The 11847-nt window shown below is 67.6% G+C and carries 10 protein-coding genes; 7 read left to right on the plus strand and 3 right to left on the minus strand.

From position 1 onward, the window contains the following. Positions 1-14: 14 nt before the first annotated feature. Genes QME71_07125 through QME71_07135 form a run of 3 tightly spaced genes read right to left on the minus strand, consistent with a single transcriptional unit; the run spans position 15 to position 2862 of the window. On the minus strand, positions 15-1310 hold the full coding sequence (locus QME71_07125) for a hemolysin family protein (GenBank protein MDI6858065.1): 1296 nt from the start codon (positions 1308-1310) through the stop codon (positions 15-17). 2 nt (positions 1311-1312) lie between these two features. Further along, on the minus strand, positions 1313-2674 hold the full coding sequence (gene glmU, locus QME71_07130) for a bifunctional UDP-N-acetylglucosamine diphosphorylase/glucosamine-1-phosphate N-acetyltransferase GlmU (protein MDI6858066.1): 1362 nt from the start codon (positions 2672-2674) through the stop codon (positions 1313-1315). A gap of 50 nt (positions 2675-2724) precedes the next feature. After that, positions 2725-2862, minus strand: coding sequence for a hypothetical protein (locus tag QME71_07135; GenBank protein ID MDI6858067.1), 138 nt, complete (start codon positions 2860-2862; stop codon positions 2725-2727). 357 nt (positions 2863-3219) lie between these two features. Between QME71_07135 and alaS the strand changes: the two genes are divergently transcribed. The 7 genes from alaS (at position 3220) to QME71_07170 (ending at position 11756) form a co-directional block, all read left to right on the plus strand. Then, a complete protein-coding gene (alaS, locus tag QME71_07140) occupies positions 3220-5940 on the plus strand; it encodes an alanine--tRNA ligase (GenBank protein ID MDI6858068.1) in 2721 nt (906 codons plus the stop codon). A 3-nt stretch (positions 5941-5943) separates the two neighbouring features. Beyond that, positions 5944-6369, plus strand: a complete 426-nt coding sequence (ruvX, locus tag QME71_07145; protein MDI6858069.1) for a Holliday junction resolvase RuvX — start codon at positions 5944-5946, stop codon at positions 6367-6369. Positions 6370-6371: 2 nt separating this feature from the next. Continuing rightward, the gene (mltG, locus tag QME71_07150; GenBank protein MDI6858070.1) at positions 6372-7433 is read left to right on the plus strand and encodes an endolytic transglycosylase MltG; all 1062 of its coding nucleotides are present in this window, start codon (positions 6372-6374) and stop codon (positions 7431-7433) included. A 12-nt stretch (positions 7434-7445) separates the two neighbouring features. Then, on the plus strand, positions 7446-8303 hold the full coding sequence (locus tag QME71_07155) for a shikimate dehydrogenase (protein MDI6858071.1): 858 nt from the start codon (positions 7446-7448) through the stop codon (positions 8301-8303). A gap of 266 nt (positions 8304-8569) precedes the next feature. Further along, the gene (gene aroC / locus QME71_07160; protein ID MDI6858072.1) at positions 8570-9748 is read left to right on the plus strand and encodes a chorismate synthase; all 1179 of its coding nucleotides are present in this window, start codon (positions 8570-8572) and stop codon (positions 9746-9748) included. Beyond that, positions 9741-11426, plus strand: coding sequence for a 3-dehydroquinate synthase (gene aroB, locus QME71_07165; GenBank protein MDI6858073.1), 1686 nt, complete (start codon positions 9741-9743; stop codon positions 11424-11426). The genes aroC and aroB overlap by 8 nt, the downstream gene beginning before the upstream one ends. 54 nt (positions 11427-11480) lie before the next feature. Beyond that, entirely contained in the window at positions 11481-11756 is a 276-nt protein-coding gene (locus QME71_07170; protein ID MDI6858074.1) for an acylphosphatase, read from the plus strand. The last annotated feature ends 91 nt before the right edge of the window (positions 11757-11847 follow it).

Here is an 11847-nt window from a genome sequence, read left to right on the forward strand (position 1 = left end):
CCAGACCAGGCCGCCTAACTGTGCTTCGGGTTGTTGTCGTTTGAGGGCGGCGGCTCCTCTTTCCGCACCTGTACCTTCTTGATGCGGCGGCCCGCCACCGACAACACTTTCAGCCGCACGCCGTCGGCCTGCACCTCTTCGCCGACGATCGGTATCTTCCCCAGGTGGTGGTAGACGAAGCCGCCCACCGTGTCGAAGTCCTCGCCCTCAATTTCCAGCCCCAGCAGCTCGTTCAGGTCGTCGATGCCCACGCGGGCATCGACCACCAGCTCGTTCTCGTCGATTTTCTCGACCGTCGGCTCCTCGCGGTCGTACTCGTCCTCGATCTCGCCCACGATCTCTTCCAGCAGGTCCTCGATGGTGACGAGGCCCGCCGTCCCGCCGTACTCGTCGACGACGATGCCCATGTGGACGCGGTTCGCGCGCATATCGGCGAGAAGCTCGTCGACCTTCTTCGACTCGGGCACGAAGAAGGGCGGCCGCGCCAGGTCGCGCAGGTTGGGGGCGGAGCGGTCCGTGCCGCCGGAAGCGAGGAACTTCATAATGTCCTTGGCGTAGAGCACGCCGACGACGTTATCGATGGTCTCCTCGTAGAGGGGAACGCGGCTGAACCCTTTCTCCATGATGATCTGGGTCGCGTCCTCAAGGGTCGCGTCGGTGGGCACGGCCGCGATGTCTATACGGGGCACCATGATCTCATGGACGCTCGTTTCTTCCAGGTTAATGATGGCGCGGATCATGCGGCGCTCAGGCTCCTCGATGGGGCCGTTGCCCTCCTCGATCTCCATCATGCGCACGATCTCCTCGCTCTCGGAGACCTCCTCGGCCGCCTCCGGCTCCCGTCTGAGGAGTCGCATCAGCGCTCTCCCCGGCAGCCGCAACAGCCAGGCGGGGACGGCGAAGGCGACCTTCAGCGCACGCGCCAGCGGCGCCAGCCGGAGGCTCCAGCGCTCGGGGCTTGCGGTCACGAGCAGGCGGGGGAGAGCCTGCAACAGCGCCAAGACGAGCAGCGCGCCGAAAGCGGTCACGGCGAGGGCGGCCCAGGTGTGGCCTGTCTCGCGGAGGACCAGGAAGACGCCGATGGCGATGCTGGCGACCAGCGCGACGTCGCGGGCGACGGCCAGCGATTCGAGGACGGCGCGCCTGTCGTTCAGGTAGGCTTCGAGGGCGTCGGCCCTGCCTTTGCCGGCCGCCGAGCGGACACGCGAGCGGCTAATCGACACGACGCCGGCCTCCGCCGCCGTCACCAGCACGAGCAGCGCCAGCGCGGCGATAAGCAGCACGAGGCCGACCCATAAGTCAGCTTCCAAGTCTACTTGCTCCTGACCTTCCTGCTTATCCTCGCGGGCGCGCCCACCACGAGTTCGCCGGCGGGCACGTTCCGGTTGACGACCGAGCCCGCGCCCGTGCGGGCGTTCGCGCCCACCTTCACGGGCGCGACGAGCATCGTGTCGCTGCCGATGAAGGCGCCGTCGCCGATGACGGTGCGGCTCTTCACGCGTCCGTCGTAGTTGCAGGTGATCGTGCCCGCGCCGATATTCACACCTGCGCCCACCTCGGCGTCGCCGATGTAGCTGAAGTGGCCGATCTTGGTATTGGCGCCGATGCGCGAGTTCTTCACTTCCACGAAGTTGCCGATGTGCGCTCCCCGGCAGATATACGAGCCCGGGCGGAGGTGGCTGAACGGCCCGATATCGACATCGTCCTCAAGCGTGGCGCCTTCGACCACCGATTCGGTGACGCGGCAGCGCGCACCGAGGGCGGCGTCAACCAGGCGGCTGTTAGGGCCGACCGTGCAGTCGGGCCCGATGCGCGTGTCGCCGGCGAGAATCGTGTTGGGATAGATGATGACGTCCGTTTCTATCGCGACCCCGTCATCGATGTATGCGGTCGCGGGGTCGACGATCGTCACGCCCGCCAGCATGTGACGCTGCCGGATGCGCTCGCGCACGACGGCTTCGGCGCGGGCGAGCTGCGAGCGGTCATTTATCCCCATCGCCTCTTGCGGTTCGTCCGTTTGCACCGTTGCCACCTTCGACCTCTCAGCGATGGCCATGCCCACGAGGTCCGTCAGATAATACTCGCCGACGGCGCTTTTCGGCAGGCGGCCGAGGCGCGGCCAGAGCCATTCGCTGCGAAAACAGTAGACACCGGCGTTCACCTCGACGTCGCTGGCGGCAAGGCTTTGCGACTCCGCTTCCTCGACGATGCGGGTGACGTGTCCCTCGTCGTCGCGGACCACGCGTCCCAGGCCGCTAGGGTCTAACGGCCGAGCGGTGAGGAATGTCAGGTCGGCCTGCTCTTCCACGTGGCGTCGCATCAGGTTAGAGATGGTGGACGGCGTAATGAGCGGGATATCGCCGTTCAGCACGAGCACGTTTTCGGCCGCCGATGCGAGGGGTTGCGCCTGCGCGAGGGCGTGGCCGGTGCCCAATTGCTCCGCCTGGTGTGCGTAGTCGATCCCGTCGCCGAGCGCCGCTTTCACCTGGTCGGCGCCGTGCCCGACGACCACGACGCAATGCGCATCGTCGCCGGCGGCAGTGCGGGCGGCCTCGAGCACGTACCGCACCATCGGCTTGCCGGCTATCGAGTGCAGCGCCTTCGGCACCTTCGATTTCATCCGCTTGCCGAGGCCGGCGGCGAGGATGACGGTCACCCAGTTGCTGTTACGCATTTCAAAACGTAAGGCGACGAAGACCGACGCCGGACAGCCTTCATCGCCTCCTACTCCTGATGTGCAGTGGGGGCAAGAAAAAAGCGGTCGCCGACCATGTCTTCGACACGTCGTACCGCCGATGTTGCGACGGCATCGGCCCGTTTATGAGTGCCGTCGCCGCCTTCAGATGGGTCGTCTTCGTTCACGGAAGGGATAGGCTCCCTCTTCGCCGGAAGTCCTCCGGCCGGACGCCCTCCGACTCTTGTCTCAGGGAACATCCATCTAAGAATAGTATCGACGCGCGTACCGGCCTGTCAAGTGGCGGCGCCTTCTCCGCAAGCGCGATCAGGCGGCGGCCGTCGAGCGAAAGCTCCTGTGGATCGAAATCGCCCCACAGGCGCCGCCGGTGCCTCCGCTCGCGAGGTGGCATACAGCGGAGGGCTGTCAGTAATTGACACCCCCGCGACGCGGCCAATACAATTCGCGCAAAGCTGCGCCTCATTGCGGGTAGGAGCTGTCGAATAGTGTCAGGGCGTCGATATCTGTTAGACTTGTAGATCGATATGGATAGCCAGCAGATCCGTCGCAAATTCGTAGAGTTCTTCGAGAAGCGGGGGCACAAGCCCATACCCAGTTCGTCGCTTGTCCCCCACGGCGACCCGACGCTGCTCTTCACCACCGCTGGCATGGTGCAGTTCAAGCCTTACTTCATGGGACTGGCCGAGCCTCCTGCCCGGCGCATGGTCACCGTCCAGAAGTGCTTCCGCACCAGCGACATCGACAGCGTGGGCGACGCGACCCACCTGACGTTCTTCGAGATGCTCGGCAACTTCAGTGTGGGCGACTACTTCAAGAAGGAATCGATAGAGTGGGCCTGGCAGCTCGTGACCGATGGCGACGAGGGCGTCGGGCTTCCGCACGAGAAGCTTTGGGTCAGCGTCTACCTAGACGACGACGAGTCCGAGGCGTACTGGCGAGACCTGGGTGTGCCGCTGGAGCGCATCCGGCGCTACGGCGAGGAGGACAACTTCTGGTTCTCCGGCGACGTCGGGCCCTGCGGCCCCTGCTCCGAGATCCACTACGATTACGGCCCGACGCCGGGCTGCCCCGAGTGCGAGGCGGGGACGTGCCATCCGCAGATCGGCTGCGGGCGCTTTACCGAGCTGTGGAACCTCGTGTTCACGATGTACTACCAGAACGAGGACGGCTCGCGGACCGAGTTGCCGCAGAGGAACATCGACACGGGCGCGGGGCTGGAGCGCTGGGCGAGCGTCCTTCAAGGCGTACGCACCGTGTATGAGACCGACCTCTTCCGTCCGCTTATCGAACTCATCGAGGAAATATCGGGCATGGGTCCGGACCATGACGGCCGCAGGACGGGGATGAGCGGCGAGGAGAGCCCATCGGGGGTGCCAGTCGCGCGCAGCAAGCGAATAATCGCCGAGCACGCGCGCGCGGTGACGTTCTTGCTCGCGGACGGCGTCATGCCCGGAAACGAAGGCCGCGGATACGTGTTGCGCCGCATCCTGCGCCGGGCGATTGCGTACGGGCGACGGCTCGGGCTGACGCGGCCGTTCCTCGCTTCCACCGCCGATGCCGTCGTTCGGCACTACAGCCCTCAATACCCCGAGCTGGAAGAGAACAAGGAACTTGTGACCCGAATCGTGTCGCTGGAGGAGGAGAAGTTTCAGAATACGCTCGTTCAGGGAGAGGCGCAGCTAACCGCGTTCTTGACCGGCCTCGGTACAGGTAAGGAAAGCAGGCTCCCCGGCGTTCACGCGTTCTACCTCTATGACACTTACGGCTTTCCGCTCGAGCTGACAGTGGAACTGGCGGCCGAGCGCGGCTTTGCCGTCGACGAGGAGGGGTTTGAGCGGGAGATGGAGGCGCAGCGAGAGCGCGCCCGCGCCGCCGGACGCTTCCGCGCCACGGAAGCGGAGATGGCAGAGGCCTACGCCGCCCTCGCTCAGGCGCGCACCCGCTTCGTGGGCTACGAGACGATGCGCCACGAGACCAGCGTCCTCGGCATCGTATCGGGCGGCGCAATGGTGGATAGCGTCGCGGAAGGTGAGGAGGCGGAGCTGGTGCTCCATGAGACGCCGTTCTACGCCGAGGCCGGCGGCCAGGTGGGCGACACCGGCGAGATAGCGGGCGCTCATGGCCGCTTCCGCGTCGAGGACACGCAGCGCACGGAGGGCGGGCTCGTCCTCCAACGCGGCCGCGTGATCGAGGGGCGTATCGCCGTCAACGACGACGTCGTGGCGCAGGTCGACGCCGCGAAGCGCTGGGACACTATGCGCAACCACACGGCGACGCACCTTCTGCACGCCGCCCTCCGCCGGGTGGTGGGCCCCCACGCCCGTCAGGCGGGCTCGCTCGTCGCCCCCGACAGGTTGCGCTTCGACTACACCCACATTGAGCCGCTGAAGCCGGAAGAGGTCGCCGCCATCGAGTCGCTAGTGAACGAGAAGATACGCGAGGACGCGCCCGTGCGTAAGACGTGGACCTCCTACGAAGAGGCGATGAAGGCAGGGGTGATCGCTCTCTTCGGCGAGAAGTACGCCGCCGAGGTGCGCGTCATCGAAGTGCCGGAGATCGATAACGGCCGCTACAGCGCCGAGTTGTGCGGCGGCACGCATGTCGACTCCACGGGCCAGATCGGCAGCTTCATCATCGTGGGTGAGGAGAGCATCGGCGCGGGCATGAGGCGCATCGAAGCGCTCACGGGGCGCGGCGCCGACGAGTACGTGCGCGAGCGTATCGCCGCCCTCAACCGGCTGAGCGCGCGCCTGGGCGTCAGCGGTGGGGCGGCTGAGCTGGAGCAGCGCGTCGAGTCGCTGCTGGGCGAGACGGAGTCGCTGGGGCGGCGCGTCCGCGCTCTCGAACGGGAGCTGGGACGGCGCAGCGCGGAGCTGCTCGCCGATCAGGCGGAGCGCGTCGACGCCAGCGCCGTCGTCGCCGCTAGGGTGCCGGTGACGAGCCCGGAGGCCTTGCGCGAGATGGGCGACTGGTTGCGCGACCATCTGCGGAGCGCCGTCATCGTCCTGGGAACAGTCGCGAACGGTAGGCCCAGCTTCCTTGCCGTCGTCACCGCCGACCTGACGGAGCGGGGGCTGCATGCGGGCGAGCTCATCAGCAAAGTGGCGCAGGTCACCGGCGGGGGCGGCGGCGGCCGGCCGGGGATGGCGCAGGCCGGCGGCAGGGACGCCGGACGGTTGGACGAAGCGCTGAAGCTCGCCCGAAAGCTGGCCGTCGACGGTCTGAAAGGCGTCAAGGGCTCTTAGGAGATGCGCGTGCTCGGCCTCGACGTGGGAGATAAGCGCATCGGTATAGCGATAAGCGACCCCAACAACAGATTCGCCGTCCCGCTGACGGCGCTGGAGAGGCGCTCCCCCGAGGACGACGTCGCTGAGATAGCGCGGCTCGCCGCATCGGAGGACGCGGGCGAAGCGGTGGTGGGACTGCCGGTCTCGCTCGATGGCGTGGAGAGGGAGCAGGCTCGGCGGGCGCGCGAGTTCGCCGCACGTCTCGAGAGCGTGGGACTGCGCGTCCGGCTCTGGGACGAGAGGCTGTCGACGGCGCAGGCGGAGCGGCTTCTCAGACGCGACCGGCCGCAGCACAGACGCGAGAAAGGGGCGCCGGATGCCCTCGCGGCCGCCATCATCCTCCAGGGCTATCTCGATAGCGGCCGGGAAGCCGCCTCATCGGAGTGAACATGTCGCGATTCCTGCCCGCCACGGTCGCCTTTCTCGCCATCGCCGCCACGGGCGCGCTGGCCTTCGCCGTGGCCGTTGCTCCCAACACCGTCCCCGGAGCGCCGGCCGGCGAGTTCCTGGGGCCGAGGGCGCAGATGTCGGAACCGGTGGTCGTCGTCATCGAGGAGGGCGATGGCGCCAGGGAGATGGCGGAAGCGCTCGAGAAGGAGGGAGTGATCAGCAGCGCGCGTCTTTTCCGCGTGCTCGTCGCTTTTATGGACATTGAGGACGAGTTGCAGGCCGGCGAGTACGAGTTCGACACGAACATGCCGGTGCTGGTGGTGATCGACCGCATCCACCAGGGGGTGACGGCGCCCAACGTGGTGACGGTGCCGGAGGGATTGCGCCTGGAAGAAGTGGCGGCCCTTCTTGAAGAGAAGGGCGTGGTATCCGCCGCCGATTTCCTCGCCGCAGCGGATGACGCCTACGCCTTCGCCTTCCTCTCCGGACGGCCGGAAGGCGCGACGCTGGAAGGCTATCTCTTTCCCGCCACTTACGGCTTCTCCCGAAACCCGACTGCCGAAAAGGTGATCGGACAGATGCTGGAGGCGTTCCAGAAGCAGGTGGTCCCGGAGATCGTGGCGGAGATCGCGGCGAGCGAACTCGACCTGCACGAAGTGATAACGCTGGCGTCGATTGTCGAGCGCGAAGCGAGGAAGCCGGAAGAGCGGCCGCTCATCGCGAGCGTCTACCTCAACCGTCTGAAGGTGGGACTGGCGCTCCAGGCCGACCCCACCGTCCAGTACGCTCTCGCATCCGACAAGGAGAACGTCCAGCGCTACGGCTTCTGGAAGAAGGAGCTGTCGTTTGCCGACCTCGAGGTCGAGTCGCCCTACAATACCTACAAGTACGTCGGCCTGCCGCCGGGGCCGATTGCCAGCCCGGGGCTGGACTCGATCCGGGCCGTCGTGCGGCCGGCGCGCACGAACTACCTCTTCTTCGTCGCGCGGGACGACGGCAGTCACGTGTTCGCGGAGACGCTCGACGAGCATCTTCGCAACGTCGAAGAGTACGTGCGGTAAGGGGTCATCGCTGTGAAGTCGGTGGGACTCATCGGTCTTTCTCTCGCACACTCGCTGTCGCCGCAGATCCACGCGGTGGCATTCGCGCGGCACGGTCTCGATGCCGCTTACGAGCTGTGGGACACGGCGCCCGATGCCCTCGAAGCGCGGGTGCGTTCGCTGCGGGCAGACGGCTGTCTGGGCGCGAACGTGACGGTACCCTACAAAGAGGCAGTGGTCCCGTTTGTCGACTCGCTGGGGGAGACGGCGCGGAAAACGGAGGCGATAAACACGATCGTTAATCGCGGCGGCCGGCTTGAAGGTCATAATACGGATGTCGAAGGCTTCCGGCGGGCGCTGGAGGAGACAGGGTTCGAGCCCCGAGGTCGGCGCGCGGTGCTGCTGGGCGCTGGCGGAGCGGCGAGAGCCGTCGGCGTCGCGCTGGCGGAGGCGGGAGCGGGTGAGATCGTGCTGACGGACGTGATCCCGGGCCGGGCGCAGGCGCTTGCTTCGCGGCTCTCAGCGTTGGTTGCGGCGACCGCCGTCGAACCAGCCGGTGACGCCCTGTCGAAAGCGGTGCGCTCGTGCGACTTGCTGATCAACTGCACGCCGCTCGGCATGCGCCACAGCCCCGTCGAGCGCGACGTGCCGGTCGATGTGTCGCTCATTCCGCCGGGCTCGCTGGTGTTCGACCTGGTGTACAATCCAGCCGCCACCCCTTTGATGGAAGCGGCGGCGGCGCGAGGCGCGCGCGCGGCGGGCGGGCTGGCGATGCTGGTCTACCAGGCGGCGGCCTCCTTCAAGCTGTGGACGGGCCTCGAGGCGCCGGAGCGCGAGATGCTTGACGAGGGCCGCCGCGCACTTGCAGTATCTGAGAAGGGCCATTTATGAGGTTTCACGCCAACAGTCTTCCTGCGCAGAAAGCACGGTGATGGGGGAGTCCTGAGGGGGCATGCCCCCTCAGGCGGGGGTCTGGGGGTGTCCCCCAGATTCTTCAGGACGCCTAGCGGGCGGGTGGGTGGGAAGACAGGCGCTCATGTTACGGCGACCTCGCCGACGCCTCGATAGGGCACTAACGCGGAGCATTCAGGGCGTTGCCAGGCGGGGAGTGTGACCGAAGGCGCGAAATGACAAAGGGAGGACGGTAGGACGGAGTGATGGGAACCTTCCGTTTTCTCACCGGCGGTGAATCGCACGGCAGGGCGCTGTCCGCCATCGTCGAAGGGGTACCGGCGGGGCTGGCGCTTTCGGAGGAATACATAGCGCGCGACCTGCGGCGTCGCCAGGGCGGCTACGGTCGCGGCGCCCGCCAGCAGATCGAAGAGGACCGCGCCGAAATCCTCTCCGGCGTGCGCCACGGCCTCACCCTTGGCAGCCCCATCACGCTGATAGTCCGCAACCGCGATTGGGAGAACTGGCGCAAGACGATGTCCATCGAGCCCGCCGACGTGCCGGTCGAGAAGGTGACGCGTCTGCGTCCCGGCCACGCCGACGTCGCGGGGGCGATGAAGTACGGCCACGACGACGTCCGCTCGGTGTTGGAGCGCGCGAGCGCCCGCGAGACAGCCGCGCGCGTGGCTGTGGGCGCTGTCGCCCGCCGCCTGCTGGAAGAGATCGGGGTATCGATTAACAGCCACACGGTCGCCATCGGCGGCATTCAGGCGAAGATCGAAAGCGATCCGGACTGGCAGAAGGTCGAGGCGTCGCCGCTGCGTTGCGCTGACGCCGCCGCTGAAAAGCGCATGGCCGCCGCCATCGACCAAGCGCGCGAGAACGGCGACAGCCTAGGCGGCGTGACGGAGGTCCGCGCGAGCGGCGTCCCCATCGGGCTGGGGAGCCACGTCCACTGGGACCGCCGTCTCGATGGACTGCTCGCGCAGGCGCTGATGAGCGTCCCGTCGGTCAAGGGCGTCGAAGTGGGCGAGGGCTCCCGGGTGGCGGAGACGCCGGGCTCGCAGGCCCACGATCTATTCCTCCCCGTCGAAGAGTGGGCGGGCCGGCCCTGGCGCCGCGCGACCAACCGGGCGGGCGGCATCGAAGGCGGCATAAGCAACGGCGAGACGATAGTCCTTCGCGCGGCGCTGAAACCGATATCGACGCTGCCCAAAGCCCCGCAGTCGCTCGACCTGGTCACGGGCGAGCCGGTCGAGGCCCACTACGAGCGCGCCGACGTGTGCGTTGTGCCGGCGGCGGGCGTCATCGCCGAGGCGATGGCCGCCATCGTTCTCGCCGGCGCGGTTCTCGAGAAGTTCGGCGGCGACCACATGGACGAGACTCTGCGCAACTACCGCGCCTACATCGGGAGTGTCGGTCCTCGGCAGGGAGGCCATGACTGAGACGCCGCGCCGCATCCTCCTTACCGGCTTCTCATTCACGGGAAAGTCGCTGGTGGCGCCGCTCGTCGCGCGGGCGCTGGGCTGGCGCGCGCTCGACCTCGACGACCTGATCGAGGCGGCGGCGGGCAAGCCAGTGGCGCAGATATTCGCTGACGAGGGCGAGTCCGGGTTCCGGCGCCGCGAGAGCGAGGCGCTGGCGCAGGTCTGCCGCGAGCGCGATGTCGTCGTCGCGACCGGCGGGGGCATAGTCCTCGCCGACGCTAACCGGCGACTGATGGGCGAGCGCGGCGTCGTCGTTTGCCTGGAGGCGCGGCCGGAGACGGTGCTGCGCCGCATGCGGCAGGCAGGCGTCGAAGGCTCAGAGCGGCCGCTGCTGAAGAGCGCGAATCCATTGGCGCGAATCCGGCACCTCAAGGCGCTGCGTCAGACCCTTTATGCCCTGGCCGACCACACCGTCCACACCGACACGTTGTCGCCGGAAGCGGTCGCCGACGAGATCGTGCGCGCGTGGGAGCGGCTGTCGGGCGCTTCGCTTCTCCCTGACCGGTTCGTTCTCCCGGCAGGAGAAGTGAGCGAACCGTCGCAGCCGGAGATCGCCGCCTGGGTCGCCACCGAGACCGCTCGCTATCCCGTATACGCTGCGTGGGGAAGTCTGCCCGACCTGGGCAAGCGGATGAAGGAGGCGGGCCTCGGCGGCAGAGCGCACGTGGTCAGCGATTCCAACGTGTGGGCACTGCACGGCGCGGCGCTGGAGACGGCGTTGCGTGAAGCGAAGCTGAAGTGCGACTCGTGCGTCGTGCCCGCCGGCGAGGCAAGCAAGGGGCTCGACACGGCTTCGATGTTGTACGATTGGCTGGCGGCGCGGCGGGCGGAGCGGGGCGACGCCATCGTAGCGTTCGGCGGCGGCATGGTGGGCGACCTGGCGGGTTTCGTGGCCGCCACGTACCTGCGCGGGGTGCCGCTGGTGCAGGCGCCGACGAGCCTCCTGGCGATGGTCGACGCCTCTATCGGCGGCAAAGTGGCGGTCAATCACCGTGAGGCGAAGAACATCATCGGCGCGTTCCACCAGCCGCGCCTTGTCTTCGCCGACGTGTCGCTGCTGACGACGCTGCCGCGGCGGGAGCTCGTCTCGGGCTGGGCGGAGGTGATAAAGCACGCGCTGATAATGGACGCGGCGCTGCTCGAGGCGCTGGAGCGGCAGGGGGAACGTCTTCTGGCGCTCGAGCCGGAGGCGACGGCCCACGTGGTGCGGCGGTCGATGGCGCTGAAGGCGCAGGTCGTGAGCGAGGACGAGCGGGAGACGACGGGCCGGCGCACGATCCTAAACTACGGCCACACCGTCGGGCATGCGCTGGAGGCGGCGTCGGAGTACGAGGCGCTGCTGCACGGCGAGGCGGTCTCGGTGGGCATGGTCGCTGCAGCCGAGATCGGGCGCAGGCTGGGCGTGACGCCGCCGGCGCTGGCCGAGCGGCAGCGGGCGCTGCTGGAGCGCTTCGGGCTGCCGGTGAGGGCGTCCGGCCTGCGAGCAGAACGTGTCGTCAGGGCGATGGAACTGGACAAGAAGGTCGAGCGGGAGTCCGTCCGCTGGGTGCTGCTGGCGGACGTTGGGCATCCGGTGCTCCGCAGCGACGTGCCGGCGTCGCTTGTCGCGGAGGCGCTGGACGCCGTGCTCGGATAGGACAGGGCCGGCAACAGGAAGCGAATGACGCGCGAGCAGCAGGACAGAGAACAAGTGCGAACGCTGCGGGCGACCGTGCGCGGGCTCGTGCAGATGGTCGGGTTCCGGCAGTTCGTCTGGATGCGAGCGAGCGGACTGGGGCTCGCCGGCTACGTGCGCAATGGAGACGACGGCCGGAGCGTGGAGGTCGTCGCCGAGGGGCCGGCGTCGGCGCTGGAAGAGCTGCTGCGCCATCTGCACCGGGGGCCGTACATGGCGCGCGTCGATGAGGTCGAAGCGTCGTGGTCGGACGAATCAGGGAACTACCAGACGTTCGACGTGGCGTACTAGGGATCTTGCCGTCGGCTTCGGCCCGCGGGGCAGAAGGTCTCCGAATCAATCAGGCAGCTATCGGACTTTCGAAGTGGCGCAGGACTTCTTC

The organism is Dehalococcoidia bacterium, from assembly GCA_030018455.1.
Taxonomy (GTDB): Bacteria; Chloroflexota; Dehalococcoidia; order DSTF01; family JALHUB01; genus JASEFU01.

What these genes read in the sequence shown, in the direction of transcription:
- glmU (MDI6858066.1), bottom strand. Translation starts at nt 2,674, where the DNA reads ATGCGTAACAGCAACTGGGTGACCGTCATCCTCGCCGCCGGCCTCGGC.
- alaS (MDI6858068.1), top strand. Translation starts at nt 3,220, where the DNA reads ATGGATAGCCAGCAGATCCGTCGCAAATTCGTAGAGTTCTTCGAGAAG.
- ruvX (MDI6858069.1), top strand. Translation starts at nt 5,944, where the DNA reads ATGCGCGTGCTCGGCCTCGACGTGGGAGATAAGCGCATCGGTATAGCG.
- mltG (MDI6858070.1), top strand. Translation starts at nt 6,372, where the DNA reads ATGTCGCGATTCCTGCCCGCCACGGTCGCCTTTCTCGCCATCGCCGCC.
- aroC (MDI6858072.1), top strand. Translation starts at nt 8,570, where the DNA reads ATGGGAACCTTCCGTTTTCTCACCGGCGGTGAATCGCACGGCAGGGCG.
- aroB (MDI6858073.1), top strand. Translation starts at nt 9,741, where the DNA reads ATGACTGAGACGCCGCGCCGCATCCTCCTTACCGGCTTCTCATTCACG.